Origin of the sequence: Thiohalospira halophila DSM 15071, assembly GCF_900112605.1 — a bacterium.
Lineage (GTDB): Bacteria > Pseudomonadota > Gammaproteobacteria > Thiohalospirales > Thiohalospiraceae > Thiohalospira > Thiohalospira halophila.
Map to the genome: position 1 here is coordinate 60,409 of NZ_FOMJ01000003.1, position 14,678 is coordinate 75,086.

Consider the following 14,678-nt stretch of genomic DNA (forward strand, 5'->3'; position numbering starts at 1 on the left):
CTTCCTCCTACTGTGAGGCCCGGCAGACTCAGCCGGCCTCCGGACGATGAGCGACCAGGGTGATCCCGTCCATGTGCTCCACGATCAACTCCTCTCCCTCCACCGGTTCGCTGCCGTCGCTGAGACGAACCGGGAAGTGATCACTCTTGAGTTTCGCCACCAGTCGATCACCCTGGGCGACCACCGTGACGCGGACCCCCTGTTCCCAGCCCGGATCACGCGGAGCCACCTCCCGGCGCGTAAAACGGGTCCGGAACAGATGGATCATCAACGGCACCAGGACTGCTGTCGCCAGGACAAAGCCCCAGCCCTGCCCGGCCACGCCGAAACCGATGGCCGCCAGGCCCGCCGCAACCAACGCCGCAAGACCGGTAGCAACGAGGATGAACTGCGTCCCGACCAGAGTGAGGTCGACGACGACCAGTGCGACCGCCGCGATAACCCACATCAACCAGGCGGGTAGAACCATGGACCCCAAGGGCTGCTCCTGTTCGGGGAATGGTTTCAGCATGCATGCGCACCCTCGGTGACGCAATGCGGCTACTTGCCAGAGTGAATCGCCCCCCACCGGGAGCGATACAAAAAAGCCCCCGTCGAGGCGGGGGCCGGGAAGTCCGTCGAGTCGACGCGTCACTGGAGATGTGACTTTTCTGTGACTCGGGGGATAGGGAGTCACACCCTTCGTTGTAACTCCCTGATTTTTGGTGGGCCGTGCTGGTCTCGAACCAGCGACCAATGGATTAAAAGTCCACTGCTCTACCAACTGAGCTAACGGCCCGAAAGACCCGGGATCATACCCGAGCCCCCGCCCGTCCGGAAGGGCGGGGGCTTGCGGCCGTTAGATGGCCTCGAGCTTGCGCAGGCCCGGGGGCAGCAGCTTGAGATCCACCAGGGCGGTCACGAGGGCGCGGCCGAAGGTGGCTTCCTCCTCGTAGACCATCTTGTAGTACTGGATCTTCATGGTCGTGGCCGCGCCGAGGACGATGGAGACGAAGGTCAGCATCGAGCCCACGGAGAGGGTGGAGAAGCCGGTCACGCCCTGGCCGATGGTGCAGCCCAGGGCCATGACGCCGCCGATGCCCATGAGCACGGCGCCGATGGCGTGGTTGGCGAAGTCCCCCTTGGAGGCGAACCATTCCTTGCGGAAGGTGCCGCTGAGGATGGCGTAGAGGAACGAACCCACGATGACGCCGGCGAAGGCGGCCAGGCCGAAAGTCACGAAGGCCTTGCTGAAGCCGGAGCCAACCCAGCCCACGGCCTGGGCCGTGGGGTTCACGAAGGTGTAGGACTGGGTATCCACGAAGGCCGAGCGGATGGGCTTCACCGCGTCGGCGCCGGGGCTGTTCATGCTCCAGTCGGCGGCGAAGCCAGCGAGGTTCGTGGAATCGAACATGCCCTGCACCTGAATGGTCCCGGAGAAGTACCAGCCGGCGGTGACCACCAGGCCGACCACCAGGCCGCCCAGGATGTTGTCGAAGTTCTGGCGGAAGTCGGTGGACCGGACCACGAACAGCAGCAGCGCCAGGGCGACGATGACGCCGATGACCAGGCGGCCGGTCATGGCGGCATCAGCCCCGGCGATGAGGCTGCCCAGGTCCTGGCCACCCTCCAGCGTCACCCGCGACCAGGAGAGCAGGGGCAGGAAGAAGTTCATCAGGGTCACGTCGGTCCCCGGGAAGGGGAAGATCATGAAGTAGGCGGCGATGCCGACGATGGCGAGCACCACCAGCGACTTGAGGTTGCCGCCCCCCAGACGCACCAGGTTCTTGTTGGTGCAGCCGGAGGCCAGACTCATGCCGACGCCGAACATGGCGCCGCCGATGATGTTCTCCAGCCAGATGAAGTTGGCGCCGCGGTAGGCGGGGAAGGTGGAATCGAGATCCACCAGGCCGGTCCCCTCGATGACCAGGGCACCCACCAGGGCGACGGCGATGGCGAACATCCAGGACCGGAAACGGCCGGTGTCACCCATGTTCACCCAGTCGGAGACGGCACCCATGGTGCAGAAGTTGGTCTTGTTGGCGACGGCACCCAGGACCAGGGCGGCGACGAAGGACGTCCCCACCAGGTACCACAGGGCCGTGGTATACGACTCGAAAAGCATGTCGGGATCCTCGCTCTGGCTCCTCGTGAACGGCAGACGACGGTGGAGGGGGCTCTTTATCAGAATCTTGTAATACGAATCATTCCGCCCCACCGAAACGCCCGGTTACTATAAACCACGCGTTACGGTCTGTCATGGCGGGGGATGCCGGGTCGGGGCGCCGGTCAGTCCTGGTAGGGAGTGGGGTCGGGCACGCCGGCCTCGGCGAAGCCCGCCGCCCGCAGGCGGCAGGAGTCGCAGACGCCGCAGGCGCGGCCCGCCTCGTCGGGGTTGTAGCAGGAGGTGGTGAGGGCGTAGTCGACGCCCCGGTCGTGGCCAGCGGCGATGATCTGCGCCTTGCTCATGTCCATCAACGGCGCGCGAATGCGTAGATAGCCCTCCCCTTCCACCGTCGCTCGCAGGGCGCGGTTGGCCATCTGCTCGAAGGCGGCGATGTACTCCGGGCGGCAGTCGGGGTAGCCGGAGTAGTCCACGGCGTTGGCGCCGATGAAGATGTCCCACGCCCCCAGGACCTCGGCCCAGCCCAGGGCCATGGAGAGGAAGATGGTGTTGCGCGCCGGGACGTAGGTCACCGGGATCCCGGCGCCGGTCTCGGAGGGGATCTCGATGGCGCGGTCGGTGAGGGCCGAGCCGCCGATGGCGCCCAGATCGAGGTTCATGACCCGGTGTTCCGCCGCCCGGAGTTGCTCGGCCACGGCGGCGGAGGCGGCCAGCTCGCCGCGATGGCGCTGGCCGTAGTCGAAGGCCAGGGTATGGCAGTCGAAGCCCTCGGCCCGGGCCATGGCCAGGGTGGTGGCCGAATCCAGCCCGCCGGAGAGGAGGACCACGGCCCGCTGATCGGTTCCGCTCTGACTCATCGGCCCGCCTCGTCGCCCCAGAGGAGCTTGTGCAGCTGGACCTGGAAGCGGACCGGCAGGGCGTCGGTGACGATCCAGTCGGCCAGCTCCTGGGCCGCCAGCCCCTCGTGGACCGGGGAGAAGAGGACCTCGCAGCGCCGGTCCAGGCCGTGCTCGGCGACCACGTCCCGCGCCCACTCGTAGTCGGCGCGGTCGGCGAGGACGAACTTCACCTGGTCGGCGGGGCGCAGGTCCTCGAGGTTGGCCCAGCGATTCTGGTGCGCCTCGCCGGAACCCGGCGCCTTGAGGTCGATGACCCGCTCCACCCGGGGGTCGACCCCGGTGATGTCCAGGGCGCCGCTGGTCTCCAGGGAGACCCGGTGGCCGGCATCACAGAGCTCGCCGAGCAGCTCGAGGCAGCCGCGCTGGGCCAGGGGCTCGCCGCCGCTCACGGTCACGTGCTCGACCCCGTGGCCGGCCACCTCCGCCAGGATCGCCTCCCGGGTCCACGCCTCGCCGCCGGTGAAGGCATAGGTGGTGTCGCACCAGCCGCAGCGCAGGGGGCATCCGGTGAGCCGCACGAACACCGTCGGCCAGCCCACCTGGCGCGCCTCACCCTGGAGGGAGCGGAAGATCTCGGTAATCCGGAGGGTCTCCATCCGGTCCGCCACTTCGCTCACTCGGCCGCATCTCCCCCGGAGCCGTCCGAGCCGGAATCGCCCTCACCGGACGACTCCTCGGCGGCGGCCTCTTCCTCGGCGCGCCGGATGGCCTGGAGCCGCTTCTGGGCCTGCTCCGCCTCGGTGGAGTCGGGGAACTCCGCCACGACCTCCTCCAGCGCCTTGCGGGCCGCCTCGGTATCCCCCGTCTCTTCCAGGCTGTAGCCGATCTTCAGCCGCGCCTCGGCCTTCCGGGAGCTCTCCGGGTGGCTTTCCAGGAGGTCGCGATAGGCCTCCACCGCCCCCTCGAAACGGCGCTGGGCGTAGAGCGCCTCGGCCACCCAGTAGCGGGCGGTGTGGGCGTACCGGCTCTCCGGATACTTCTCCAGGAAGTCGCGGAAGGCGCTCACCGCCTCCTCGTAGCGGAGTTCGCGCAGCAGGCCGAAGGCATTGCGGTAGGCCTCGTTCTCGCCCTCCGCCTGCGGCGGGGCCAGGTCACTGACGGCCTCGCCCCCCGGCGCCGGGCCGCTTCGCTCCACCGCCAGCAGTCGGCGGTCGAGGTCGTCGTAGAGGTCGCGGATCCGCTGGCGCTGCTGCTCGATGGTATGGCCCTGCTCCTGGACCCGGCCGCGCAGCTCCTGGACCTCCCGCTGGAGGCTGGTCATGCGCTCGCGCATCTCGCGCAGCGCCCGGCTGCCCACGATCCGCTCCAGACGCTCCACACGACTGTCGAGCGCCGGCTTGGAACCACCGGCGGGCTCTTCCTGCCCCATGGCCGGCGTCGCCGCCAGCGCGCCGACCAGCACCAGATAACCCGTTCTTTTCATCGATCCACTCCGGAATACAGGATCTCCACGCGGCGGTTCTGCTGCCACGCCTGTTCGTCGCTGCCGTGGGCCGCGGGGCGCTCTTCACCGAAGCTCACCACCTCGATGCGATCGGCCGGCGCCCCTTCCAGCTCCAGGAAGTCGCGCACGGACTCGGCCCGGCGACGGCCCAGGCCGAGATTGTACTCCCGGCTGCCCCGGGCGTCGGTATGGCCCTCGAGGATGATATCCGCCTCCTCGTGCTCGGCCATGAAGGCGGCGTGGGCGGCCAGGACCTCCTCGAACTCGGCCTGGATGGAATCGCTGTCGAACTCGAAGTAGATGGTCCGCTTGTGGAGCAGGCTGTCCTCCTCCTCCAGCGCCTCCTCGTACTCCTGGCCGGCGAAGCCGAAGCGCTGGGCCGCCGCCGAGGCCGCGACGCCCTCCTCGGTGGTGCCCTCGGCCTCCTCGCCCTCCCGGGCGGTCTCCTCGCGCTGTTCGCCATCGGCCCAGCGCCCGTCACCCTCCCCCTCGCCATCGGGGGTGGAGGCACAGCCCGCCGCCAGCAGGGCGGCGAGGAGGGTCAGGGACAGTTTCTGTTGGATCTTCATGAGACGTTCTCCGTGTTCAGTTGCTCGTCAGGGCATCAAAGGGGGACCAGGCCGGCTCGCGGACGTTGCCGATATCCATCCCCAGCCGCTGCCGGGCGCGGCCGTCGCTGGAGACCGACTCCAGGACGCCTCGACCCGCCCGCTCGGCGGCATAGAGGATCATGTCGCCGTTGGGGGCGAAGCTGGGAGATTCCCCCATGGTGGTCTCGGCGACCACTTCCAGCCCCCCGCGTTCGCGATCCAGGACGGCGATACGGAAGCCATTATTATTGCGGTGCACCAGGGCCACGTGGCGCCCGTCCGGGGCGACGTCGGCGCTGGCGTTGTAGTTGCCCTCGAAGGTGATGCGCTCCGGGTTCGAGACCGGCCGGGCGCGGTCGTCCAGCTCCACCTCGTAGAGCTGGGGCGAGCCGGCGCGATCGGAGGTGAAGATGAGGCCCTCACCGCTGGGAAGCCAGGCCGGCTCGGTGTCGATGGCCCAGTGGCGGGTGACGCGCACCGGGTCGCCCCCGCGCTCCAGGTCGGTGATGTAGATATCGGTATTATCGCCGTCCTGGCGGGTCCAGGCCAGGTATCGCCCGTCCGGGGAGAAGGCCGGGGCGCTGCGCGACTCCGAGGCCGGGCCGATGCGTTCCCGGCTGCCGCTGGTCACCGTCTGGACCCAGAGACCCGGCCGACCACCCTCGAAGGAGACGTAGGCGACCCGGCGGCCATCCGGCGACCAGGCCGGCGACATCAGCGGCTGGCCGGAATCGAGGATGATCTGTTCGTTGCGGCCGTCGGCATCCGCCACCGCCAGGATGTAGCGCGGCTCGTCCCCTGTCTCCCGCTCGGTGCGGACGTAGGCCATGCTGGTGCTGAAGGCGCCACGCCGGTCCAGAACCGCCTCGTAGACCCGGTCCGCCAGGCGATGCCCCAGGCGGCGCAGGCCGCTCTGGGGGGCCTGGAAGCGGTAGCCGAAGACCTGCTCCTCGCGGTAGGGGTCCATGAGCTGGGTCCGGATGACGAGGCCGTCGGCGCCCCGGTCCACCTGCCCGACGAGGACGTGATCCTGGCCGGCCTGCCGCCACTGGTCCATGTCCATCTCGCCGCCCCGCTCGGGCCGCGCCGGGAGCTCCTCCCGGGCCATGGGCGAGAAGCGGCCGCTACGGGCGAGATCCGTGGCGACCACCTGGGCGATATCGGTGTTGGGCCGCACATCGTCCGGGTGGCCGAAGGAGACGACGGCGACGGGCCGCGCCCCGGAGACCCCCTCGGTGATCTCGATGGTGAGCACGGCTCCGGCCGCCGCCGGCCACAGGGCCAGGGCGAGGAGCAGGGCGGAGAAGTGGCGCATGGTCATTACATGTCCCTCGGTGAGAACTTCATGTTGAATTCGCGAAAGCTGCTCTCGAACAGTCGATCGTCATCCGGCACCGGCAGCGGCGAGGCGCGCAGCACCGCCCGCTCCAGGGAGCTGTCGAAACTGGGGTTGCCGGAGGACTCCAGCACCCGGACCGAGAGAACCCGCCCCTCGCGGTTCAGGCGGACCCGGGCTACCGCCGAGAGGCGACCGGCCCCCTCCGGGGGGCGCCAGCTGCGCGTCACCTTCGCCTCGATACGGGCGATCAGGCGGTTTCGCTCCCGCTCCATCCGGGCCTGGCGCTGTTGCTCCAGGCGGCGCTGTTCGGCCTCCAGCTCGGCCTGACGCCGTTCCTCCTCGGCCTGCCGCCGGGCCTCTTCGGCCTTGCGGCGCTCCTCTTCCTCGGCCTTGCGCTCCTGCTCGGCCCGGCGCTCCGCCTCCCGGCGGGCCTCCTCCTCGGCCTGGCGTTCCCGTTCGGCCTGGCGTTCGGCCTTCCGGCGCGCCTCTTCCTCGGCCTTGCGCTGCTGCTCGGCCTGGCGCTCGGCCTCGCGTCTGGCCTCTTCCTCGGCCTCCCGGCGGGCCTGCTCCTCGGCCCGGCGTCGCGCCTCTTCTTCCGCCTTCCGCTGGGCCTCGCGTTCCGCCTCCCGGCGGGCGGCCTCCTCGGCCTTGCGACGCGCCTCCTCTTCCGCGCGGCGCTGCTCCTCGGCCTTGCGCTGCTCTTCGGCGCGACGGCGGGCCTCGGCTTCGGCCTTCTCCCGGGCCCGCCGTTCGGCCTCCCGGCGTTCTGCCTCTCGACGCTCGGCCTCCCGTTGCGCCTGCTCCTGCCGGCGCCGCTCGGCCACCGGGTCCTGCTCCAGCGCCCGGGCCTGGATGACCTCTCTTCCGCTCTCCTCGACCTCCGGCTCCGGCCACGGGAGCTCGGTGAGCAGGAGGGCGAGCACCCCCAGGTGCAGCCCCAGGGAGACGAGAAAGGGCCAGCGCCCCCGGTTATTCCCGCTCATCGCCGCCGGGCTCCCGGGTCACCAGCCCCACGGAATCGGCACCGGCCTCCTGGAGCAGCGTCATGGCGCGGACCACGGCGCCGTACTCGGTGGCCCGATCGCCGCGCACCATCACGGCACTCTGCGGCGTCTCCTCGAGCCGGGCGACGGCTCGCTGTACCAGCTCGTCCTCTTCCAGCGGGGCGCCCTCGGCGCCGTCCTCGTCCAGGTAGAGCCGGCCCTGGCTGTCCACGGTCACCACCAGCGGCCGGGCATCGGAGTCCTCGATGGGCTCGGCCGTCTGTTGCGGCAGCTCCACCTGAACCCCCTGATTGAGCATGGGTGCGGTGATCATGAAGATGATCAGCAGCACCAGCATCACGTCGATGTAGGGGACGACGTTGATCTCGGCGATGGGGCGGCGCTTGCTCCGGCGAGCCATGGGTTCAGCGACCCGCGTGGCGCAGCAGCAGGGTCCCGAACTCCTCGATGAAGTTGTCGTAGCGCTCGGCGAGGCGCTCGGCCTGCTGCGAGAACCGATTGTAGGCGATCACCGCCGGAATGGCGGCGAACAGGCCCATGGCGGTGGCGAACAACGCCTCGGCGATACCCGGCGCCACCCGCGCCAGGGTCGCCTGCTGGACATCGCCCAGGGCCGTGAAGCTGTTCATGATCCCCCAGACGGTGCCGAAGAGGCCGACATAGGGGCTCACCGAGCCGATGGTGGCCAGCCAGCCCAGGCGGTGCTCCAGGCCGTCCACCTCACGATTGAGGACCACCCGCATGGCGCGCTGGACGGTGTCCAGCACCGGCGCGCCGCGGGGCAGGCGGCTGAATTCGTTGTAGCCCGCCTCGAAGATGGCGGCCTGGCCCCGGCTCTCGCCGTCGCGCACCTCGCGATGGATCTCGGCCAGCTCCCGGCCGGACCAGAAGCGCCCCTCGAAGGCCTCCGCCTCGGCGCGCACCCGGCGGAAGAGCTGCCAGTGCTGGAGGATGAGCATCCACGAGGCCACCGAGGCCGAGAGCAGGATGAGCATCACCAGCTGGACGAGGAGGCTGGCCTCACCGACGAGGTGGGCCAGGGAGAGTTCGCCGTTCATGTCGCCTCCGCCGCGTTCCGGATCACCTCGGGTATGGCACAGGGACGGAACCGCTCGCCGTCGATGCAGGCCACGCGCACACGCCCCCGGCAGAGGACCTCTCCCGCTGCCGAGCGGATCTCCTGCAGGAAGTCGATACGTGCGCGGGCCAGGTTGTCGATGGTCGCGGTCACCGTCAGTTCGTCGTCAAAGCGGGCCGGCTTCAGGAAGTCCAGCTCCATGGAGCGCACGGCGAAGAGAACCCCGACCTCCGCGGCCAGCTCCCGCTGGCCGAAACCCAGCGAGCGCAGCCACTCGGTCCGGGCGCGCTCCATGAAGGCGAGGTAATTGGCGTGATAGACCACGCCGCCGGCGTCGGTGTCCTCGTAGTAGACCCGCACCGGCCAAGAAAATTCCGTCAAGTCCGCTCTCCACAATACAGGCATCGCACTCTAGGCAAGCGGCTGCCGGCACGCAAGCCGCCGCGGATCCCGCCGCGCCGGCTGAAATTCACGGGCAAAAAAAGAGCGGCCGGCGAACCGGCCGCCAATCACCGGAGGGCGTCACCGCATCCCCATCGTCACGGCGGATACGGCTGCCCACGCTTGGCTCCCGTCGACCCGTCCCCGGGTCGCGCCACTGTGGTTGCAGCTCCCGTGCCAACTTTCGGGAAACCGCCGATCAGGGAGTTACGCGGCACTCCAGCCCTCTTCCCGGATACCGCTGTCGCACCGCGACGACAGGCAACGGCATCCGGGTCGCCATCGCACCGCGTGCCGCGCCTGTCCGGCGTCGCTCCGCGGCGACAGCCCCCTCCGGGAGGGCGACACCCGCCTATTCCTGAAACCGGGCCGGGTCGAGGCCGTGGCGACTGAGCAGCCGGTAGAATTCGGTCCGGTTGCGCCCGGCCAGCTCCGCGGCGCGGCGCACCTGGCCGGCGGTGATGGTCAGCAGGCGCTCCAGGTAGTCCCGCTCGAAGGCGCGGCGCGCCTCCGCCAGCGTCGGCATGGGGGCGGCCGCGCTGTCCAGCGCCTCGCGCACCAGGGAATCGGGCACCAGCGGTGTGGTCGCCAGGGCCACCACCTGCTCCACTACGTTGTAGAGCTGGCGGACATTCCCCGGCCAGGGCGCCTCGCTCAGGGTCGCCAGGGCCTCGGGGGCGAAGCCGGTGAGTTCGCGGCCGTAGCGCGCCGCCAGCTCCTCCAGGAAGGTCTCCGCCAGCAGCGGGATGTCCTCCCGCCGCTCCGACAGGGGCGGCAGGGTCAGGGAGACGACGTTGAGCCGGTAGAAGAGGTCCTCGCGGAAGTCCCCGGCGCCCACGGCCGCCTCCAGGTCGCGGTGGGTCGCGGCGATGATGCGCACGTCCACCGGGATGTCCTGGGTCCCGCCCACGGGCCGCACCCGCCGCTCCTGGAGAACCCGCAGGAGCTTGACCTGCAGCCCCGGCGGCATGTCGCCCACCTCGTCCAGGAAGAGCGTGCCGCCGTCGGCCTCCCGGAACAGGCCGGTATGGTCGCGCTCGGCCCCGGTGAAGGCGCCCTTGCGGTGGCCGAAGAGCTCCGACTCCAGCAGCCCCTCGGGCATCGCCGCCGTGTTCACGGCCACAAAGGGCCCCTGCGACCGCGGGCTGGCATCGTGGATGGCGCGCGCCAGCAGCTCCTTGCCGGTGCCGCTGGCGCCGCGGATGAAGACCCCCGCCTCGGTGGCTGCCACCTGGCCGGCACGATCCAGGACGGCCTGCATGGCGGGGCTGCGCGTCCGGATCCGGGAACACCACTCCGCCGCCTCCGGTCGGCGCTCGCCGCCGAGGCTCAGGGCACGCTGGATCTCGGTCAGCAGTTCGTCGGCGTCGAAGGGTTTGCCCAGGAAGCCGAAGACCCCCTCCCGGGTGGCCTCCACCGCCTCGGGGATGGAGCCGTGGGCGGTGAGGATGAGCACCGGCAGGCCGGGGTGGCGCTCCCGCAGGAGGCGGAAGAGCGCCATGCCGTCCATGCCCTCCATGCGCAGGTCGGTAATCACCAACTCCGGCCGTGCCTCGGCCATGGCCTCCAGGGCGCCCTCACCGCTGGTGGCGGTGGCCACCTCGTAGCCGTTGGCCTCCAGGCGCAGGGTGAGCAGGCGGAGCAGACTGGTGTCATCGTCCACCAGCAGCAGGCGCGGGGCGGCCACCTCGGCGGTCGCGGGGCTACTGCTCATCCCCGCGCCCCCGGTCCATGAGACGCCGTTCCAGCTCCTTGAGCGCCTCCAGGTCCTTCTGGCTGGCGGCCAGCTCCCCCTCCAGCATGCGGATCTCGGCGGCATCCCGGCTGGCGCGGCGCAGCTGGGTGTCGATCACGGCCACGAGGTCCCCCGCATCCGCCGGTGGCGCGGCCCGGCAGGGCTCGAAATCGCTCACCACCGTGGCCGGCTCGGGGGGCTCCACCGCCGGGTGGGTCCGCAGCATGGCCTGGTGGAGGCGGTCGCGATCGCAGGCCCCCTCCGCCGGCTCCAGCCGACGCAGGCGCTCCTCGGCCAGGCCGGGGGAGAGCGCCAGGAGGTCACGATAATCGGTCAGCAGTGCCGACTGCTCCAGGCCGGCCCCCGCGCCCCGGGGCAGGCCGGCGCAGCCCGCCAGCAGCAGGGCGGCCAGCGACAGGGCGACAGACAGGTGGTTCACGATGGTTCGGGACATGGCGGCAGGCCCTCCGGCTTGCGTGGCAGAGTCAGGCGGAAGTGGCTTCCCCGCTCCCTTCCCGGGACCAGCTCCAGCTCCCCGCCCAGGGAACGGGCCGACTCGCGGGCGATGGCCAGCCCCAGGCCGGATCCCCCCTGGGGCGGCGGGGTATCCCCGCGGAAGAAGGCGTCGAAGATACGCTCCCCCTCCGCCGGCGGAACGCCGGGCCCGGTATCCATCACCTCCAGCACGGCCGTATCGGCTCCGCGCCGGAGGGTGACCCGGACCTCGCCGCCCCGGGGCGTGAATTTCAGGGCATTGGAGAGGAGGTTGTCCACTATAGTCCGCAGGGTGCCGGCCTCCCCGGCCACCCGGGCCGGGGTCAGATCGGTGGTCAGCTCGATCTCCCGGGCCCGGCGCACCGGCTCGCTGGCGGCGATGACCTCGGCGACCACGCTCTCCAGCCCCGTCTCCGCCGTCGGTGGCGGCTCCTCGTCATCCCGGAGCCGATTGAAGCGTAGCAGATTCTCGATGAGGTCCTGGAGGCGCTCGGCATTGTCGCGGATGATGCCGGCGATCTCCGCCTGTTCCCGGGTCATGGCGCCGGCGGTTCCGTCGTGGAGCAGCCCCGCCCCCTCCCGGATCCCGGCCAGGGGGGTCTTGAGTTCGTGGGAGACGTGGCGGAGGAAGCGCGCCTTCTGGGCATCCGCCGCCGCCAGGCGGTGACGCAGCCACTCCAGCCGCTCGCCCAGCTCCTCCAGGTCCGCCGGACCGTGGATGGTCACCGCCTCCGGGTGCCCCTCCCCCAGCTGACGGATGGCACGATCCAGCTGGGAGATGGGCCGGTTCACCCGGTGGACCAGCAGCACCGCCACCAGCAGGGTCAGGGCGAGGACCGCCACCACGGCGATGAGGGCCACCTCGCGGCTGGAGCGGGCCTCCGCCTGCAGGGCCGCCGCCCGGTCGTCGATGCGTTCGCGCTCCTCCCGGCCGGCCGCCTGCACCGACTGCCGCAGCGCCTGGAAGTCGGAGGCCACCGCCGCCGGCCGGGGCCTCCCCTCGCTCAGCCGCTGGTGGAGCTCCGCCTCCCGGGCGCGCAGTTCGTCACCCTTCAGGCCGGTGGCCGCCTCCCGGAAGTCGGCCCGCGCCTCGTCGTAGGCGGCGAGCAGTTCCGGATCCTCGAGGATGGCGTACTGCCGCGCCAGCCGCTCCAGGCGGTTCACGGCGGCGGTGAGCTCCCCGCCACGGTGGGTGGTCTCCACCGCCTCGGCCACCACCGTCCGGCTGGCGTCGGCGAAGTGGTCCACGCGGTCGGTGACCCAGGCCAGGGCCCCGGCCAGCGGCAGCACCACCAGGGCGAGGCCGTAGAGCATCAGGCGGAGGGTGGAGCGGGGTCGGCCTGCCATGGCGTCCGTCTCCGTCGAGGTGTCAGCCGCCGCCGGGGACGGGATCCCCGGCCGGGGCAGCGTAGCCGAAGTGGCCCCAGGCGCGGCGCGTGGCCACCCGGCCTCGGGGGGTGCGCTGCATGAAGCCCTGCTGGATGAGGTAGGGCTCCACCACGTCCTCCAGGGTGTCGCGCTCCTCGCCCACGGCGGCGGCCAGGCTCTCGATCCCGGTGGGGCCGCCGTCGAAGCGCTCGATGAGGGCGGAGAGGAGCTTGCGGTCCATGACGTCGAAGCCCTCGCCGTCCACGTCCAGCAGGTCCAGGGCGCGACCGGCGACCTCGGCCGTGATCACGCCGTCGGCGCGGACCTGGGCGTAGTCGCGCACCCGGCGCAGCAGGCGATTGGCGATGCGCGGCGTCCCCCGGGAGCGGCGGGCGATCTCGGTGGCGCCCTCGACCACCGTGGCCACATCGAGGATCCCGGCGGCGCGCTGGACGATGGCGGTGAGATCCTCCACCCCGTAGAACTCCAGCCGCTGGACGATGCCGAAGCGGTCCCGCAGCGGCGAGGTGAGCAGGCCGGCGCGGGTGGTTGCCCCCACCAGGGTGAAGGGCGGCAGGTCGAGCTTGATGGAGCGCGCTGCCGGCCCCTCGCCGATCATGATGTCGATCTGGTAGTCCTCCATGGCGGGATAGAGGACCTCCTCCACCACCGAGGAGAGCCGATGGATCTCGTCGATGAAGAGGACGTCGCCGGATTCGAGATTGGTGAGCAGTGCGGCCAGGTCGCCGGGCTTGTCCAGCACCGGGCCGGAGGTCTGGCGCAGGTTCACCCCCATCTCGTGGGCGATGATGTGGGCCAGGGTGGTCTTGCCCAGCCCCGGCGGGCCGAAGAGCAGGGTATGGTCCAGCGGCTCGCCGCGACCGCGGGCGGCAGGGATGAAGATCCCCATCTGGTCGCGGACCGCCGGCTGGCCGGTGTAGTCGGCCAGGGTGTCGGGACGGATGGCGCGCTCCGCCGCCTCCTCGTCGGGAGTGGCGGCGCCGCTGATGAGACGGTCGGACTCGATCACGGCGCTATCCCTTCAGGGCGCCCTTGAGGGCGGCACGGATGAGGGTCTCGCTGGGGCTCTCGCCATCGTCCACGGCGGTCACCAGCCGGCTCGCCTCCGGCGGCTTGTAGCCCAGCGTGATGAGGGCGCTCACCGCCTCGCCGTGGGCATCGTTCCCGGCGGCGGCCGACTGCGTCTCGGCGGCGGCTCCGGCCATCTCCGCCGGCAGCTCGGTGGCGCCGGCCTCGGTCTCCAGGCGGTCGCGCAGCTCGATGAGCAGCCGCTCGGCGGTCTTGCGGCCGATCCCGGGCAACCGTGTCAGGGCGGCGGTGTCCTGCTCGCGGACGCAGCGGGCGAACTCCTCCAGGCTCATGCCGGAGAGGATGGCCAGGGCGAGCTTGGCGCCGACGCCATTGACCTTCAGCAGCGCACGGAAGAGCTGGCGCTCCCCCTCCCGGGCGAAGCCGTAGAGCAGGTGGGCGTCGTCGCGGACCTGGAGGTGGGTGTGCAGAACCACGGCCCCACCCTCTTCCGGCAGGTCGTAGATGGTACTCATGGGCGCCTCGACCTCGTAGCCCACCCCGCCCACGTCCACCAGCAGCCAGGGCGGCTGCTTGCGCAGGAGGGTCCCGGCCAGGCGCCCGATCATCGGTTCGCCTCCGCCGCCGCGCGCAGCCGATCCCGGGTGGGGCCGCTGCGGGCGTGGCAGAGCGCCGCCGCCAGGGCATCGGCGGCATCCTCGGCGGGGGCGCGGGAGAGGCCGAGCAGGGCCCGGACCATGTGCTGGATCTGGCCCTTCTCCGCCTGGCCGCGACCGACCACTGCCTGCTTGATGGCCGTGGGTGCGTACTCGCTCACCGGCAGCCCCGCCGCTGCCGCGGCGCAGAGCGCGGCGCCCCGGGCCTGGCCGAGCTTCAGTGCGGAGCCGGCATTGTTGCGCATGAAGACGCCCTCCACGGCGACCACCTCGGGCTGGTGGGTGGCGATGATCTCGGTAATGCCCTCGTGGATCCCGAGCAGGCGGCCCGGCAGGTCCCCCTCGCCCACCCGGATGACGCCGCTGTCCACGTAGACCCCCTCGAAGCCCTGGAGGTCGATGACGCCGTAGCCGGTACGGCGCGAGCCGGGGTCGATGCCGAGGATGCGGGTCATCGCGGGTCCATGGCGGGCAG

Annotated in this window: 17 protein-coding genes and 1 tRNA gene; all 18 read right to left on the bottom strand. The window is 71.0% G+C overall.

Going from position 1 to position 14,678, the window contains the following annotated elements; all coding sequences use genetic code 11:
* Positions 1–28: 28 nt before the first annotated feature.
* Positions 29–511, bottom strand: a complete 483-nt coding sequence (locus BM272_RS05765) for a hypothetical protein (RefSeq protein ID WP_093427825.1) — start codon at positions 509–511, stop codon at positions 29–31.
* Between the two features lie 191 nt (positions 512–702).
* A tRNA-Lys gene (locus BM272_RS05770) sits at positions 703–778 on the bottom strand.
* A gap of 60 nt (positions 779–838) precedes the next feature.
* Entirely contained in the window at positions 839–2,104 is a 1,266-nt protein-coding gene (locus BM272_RS05775) for a YeeE/YedE family protein (RefSeq protein WP_093427826.1), read from the bottom strand.
* A 164-nt stretch (positions 2,105–2,268) separates the two neighbouring features.
* Positions 2,269–2,961 carry a 7-cyano-7-deazaguanine synthase QueC gene (gene queC, locus BM272_RS05780; protein WP_093427827.1) on the bottom strand — a complete coding sequence of 231 codons (693 nt, stop codon included), beginning with the start codon at positions 2,959–2,961 and terminating at the stop codon, positions 2,269–2,271.
* Positions 2,958–3,599 carry a 7-carboxy-7-deazaguanine synthase QueE gene (gene queE, locus BM272_RS05785; RefSeq protein ID WP_093427999.1) on the bottom strand — a complete coding sequence of 214 codons (642 nt, stop codon included), beginning with the start codon at positions 3,597–3,599 and terminating at the stop codon, positions 2,958–2,960. Before queE ends, queC begins: the two co-directional genes overlap by 4 nt.
* Before the next feature lie 17 nt (positions 3,600–3,616).
* Positions 3,617–4,426 carry a tol-pal system protein YbgF gene (gene ybgF, locus BM272_RS05790; protein ID WP_093427828.1) on the bottom strand — a complete coding sequence of 270 codons (810 nt, stop codon included), beginning with the start codon at positions 4,424–4,426 and terminating at the stop codon, positions 3,617–3,619.
* Positions 4,423–5,016 carry a peptidoglycan-associated lipoprotein Pal gene (pal, locus tag BM272_RS05795; RefSeq protein WP_093427829.1) on the bottom strand — a complete coding sequence of 198 codons (594 nt, stop codon included), beginning with the start codon at positions 5,014–5,016 and terminating at the stop codon, positions 4,423–4,425. Before pal ends, ybgF begins: the two co-directional genes overlap by 4 nt.
* A 16-nt stretch (positions 5,017–5,032) precedes the next feature.
* Entirely contained in the window at positions 5,033–6,358 is a 1,326-nt protein-coding gene (gene tolB, locus BM272_RS05800; RefSeq protein ID WP_093427830.1) for a Tol-Pal system beta propeller repeat protein TolB, read from the bottom strand.
* Positions 6,358–7,359 (bottom strand): cell envelope integrity protein TolA, encoded by a 1,002-nt coding sequence (tolA, locus tag BM272_RS05805; RefSeq protein ID WP_093427831.1) that lies wholly within the window; start codon positions 7,357–7,359, stop codon positions 6,358–6,360. The genes tolB and tolA overlap by 1 nt, the downstream gene beginning before the upstream one ends.
* Complete coding sequence (tolR, locus tag BM272_RS05810) at positions 7,346–7,780, bottom strand: protein TolR (RefSeq protein WP_093427832.1); 435 nt, start codon at positions 7,778–7,780, stop codon at positions 7,346–7,348. Before tolR ends, tolA begins: the two co-directional genes overlap by 14 nt.
* A gap of 4 nt (positions 7,781–7,784) precedes the next feature.
* Entirely contained in the window at positions 7,785–8,438 is a 654-nt protein-coding gene (gene tolQ / locus BM272_RS05815; protein WP_093427833.1) for a protein TolQ, read from the bottom strand.
* Entirely contained in the window at positions 8,435–8,863 is a 429-nt protein-coding gene (ybgC, locus tag BM272_RS05820; RefSeq protein WP_093427834.1) for a tol-pal system-associated acyl-CoA thioesterase, read from the bottom strand. The genes tolQ and ybgC overlap by 4 nt, the downstream gene beginning before the upstream one ends.
* A 388-nt stretch (positions 8,864–9,251) precedes the next feature.
* Entirely contained in the window at positions 9,252–10,613 is a 1,362-nt protein-coding gene (locus BM272_RS05825; protein WP_093427835.1) for a sigma 54-interacting transcriptional regulator, read from the bottom strand.
* A complete protein-coding gene (locus BM272_RS05830; RefSeq protein WP_093427836.1) occupies positions 10,603–11,088 on the bottom strand; it encodes a hypothetical protein in 486 nt (161 codons plus the stop codon). The genes BM272_RS05825 and BM272_RS05830 overlap by 11 nt, the downstream gene beginning before the upstream one ends.
* Complete coding sequence (locus BM272_RS05835) at positions 11,070–12,476, bottom strand: sensor histidine kinase (RefSeq protein ID WP_093427837.1); 1,407 nt, start codon at positions 12,474–12,476, stop codon at positions 11,070–11,072. Before BM272_RS05835 ends, BM272_RS05830 begins: the two co-directional genes overlap by 19 nt.
* Before the next feature lie 22 nt (positions 12,477–12,498).
* On the bottom strand, positions 12,499–13,527 hold the full coding sequence (gene ruvB, locus BM272_RS05840) for a Holliday junction branch migration DNA helicase RuvB (RefSeq protein ID WP_093427838.1): 1,029 nt from the start codon (positions 13,525–13,527) through the stop codon (positions 12,499–12,501).
* Positions 13,528–13,531: 4 nt separating this feature from the next.
* Positions 13,532–14,155 carry a Holliday junction branch migration protein RuvA gene (gene ruvA, locus BM272_RS05845; RefSeq protein WP_093427839.1) on the bottom strand — a complete coding sequence of 208 codons (624 nt, stop codon included), beginning with the start codon at positions 14,153–14,155 and terminating at the stop codon, positions 13,532–13,534.
* On the bottom strand, positions 14,152–14,658 hold the full coding sequence (ruvC, locus tag BM272_RS05850) for a crossover junction endodeoxyribonuclease RuvC (RefSeq protein ID WP_093427840.1): 507 nt from the start codon (positions 14,656–14,658) through the stop codon (positions 14,152–14,154). Before ruvC ends, ruvA begins: the two co-directional genes overlap by 4 nt.
* Positions 14,659–14,678: the final 20 nt, after the last annotated feature.

What these genes read in the sequence shown, in the direction of transcription:
- BM272_RS05765 (WP_093427825.1), bottom strand. Translation starts at nt 511, where the DNA reads ATGCTGAAACCATTCCCCGAACAGGAGCAGCCCTTGGGGTCCATGGTT.
- BM272_RS05775 (WP_093427826.1), bottom strand. Translation starts at nt 2,104, where the DNA reads ATGCTTTTCGAGTCGTATACCACGGCCCTGTGGTACCTGGTGGGGACG.
- queC (WP_093427827.1), bottom strand. Translation starts at nt 2,961, where the DNA reads ATGAGTCAGAGCGGAACCGATCAGCGGGCCGTGGTCCTCCTCTCCGGC.
- queE (WP_093427999.1), bottom strand. Translation starts at nt 3,599, where the DNA reads ATGGAGACCCTCCGGATTACCGAGATCTTCCGCTCCCTCCAGGGTGAG.
- ybgF (WP_093427828.1), bottom strand. Translation starts at nt 4,426, where the DNA reads ATGAAAAGAACGGGTTATCTGGTGCTGGTCGGCGCGCTGGCGGCGACG.
- pal (WP_093427829.1), bottom strand. Translation starts at nt 5,016, where the DNA reads ATGAAGATCCAACAGAAACTGTCCCTGACCCTCCTCGCCGCCCTGCTG.
- tolB (WP_093427830.1), bottom strand. Translation starts at nt 6,358, where the DNA reads ATGACCATGCGCCACTTCTCCGCCCTGCTCCTCGCCCTGGCCCTGTGG.
- tolA (WP_093427831.1), bottom strand. Translation starts at nt 7,359, where the DNA reads ATGAGCGGGAATAACCGGGGGCGCTGGCCCTTTCTCGTCTCCCTGGGG.
- tolR (WP_093427832.1), bottom strand. Translation starts at nt 7,780, where the DNA reads ATGGCTCGCCGGAGCAAGCGCCGCCCCATCGCCGAGATCAACGTCGTC.
- tolQ (WP_093427833.1), bottom strand. Translation starts at nt 8,438, where the DNA reads ATGAACGGCGAACTCTCCCTGGCCCACCTCGTCGGTGAGGCCAGCCTC.
- ybgC (WP_093427834.1), bottom strand. Translation starts at nt 8,863, where the DNA reads ATGCCTGTATTGTGGAGAGCGGACTTGACGGAATTTTCTTGGCCGGTG.
- BM272_RS05825 (WP_093427835.1), bottom strand. Translation starts at nt 10,613, where the DNA reads ATGAGCAGTAGCCCCGCGACCGCCGAGGTGGCCGCCCCGCGCCTGCTG.
- BM272_RS05830 (WP_093427836.1), bottom strand. Translation starts at nt 11,088, where the DNA reads ATGTCCCGAACCATCGTGAACCACCTGTCTGTCGCCCTGTCGCTGGCC.
- BM272_RS05835 (WP_093427837.1), bottom strand. Translation starts at nt 12,476, where the DNA reads ATGGCAGGCCGACCCCGCTCCACCCTCCGCCTGATGCTCTACGGCCTC.
- ruvA (WP_093427839.1), bottom strand. Translation starts at nt 14,155, where the DNA reads ATGATCGGGCGCCTGGCCGGGACCCTCCTGCGCAAGCAGCCGCCCTGG.
- ruvC (WP_093427840.1), bottom strand. Translation starts at nt 14,658, where the DNA reads ATGACCCGCATCCTCGGCATCGACCCCGGCTCGCGCCGTACCGGCTAC.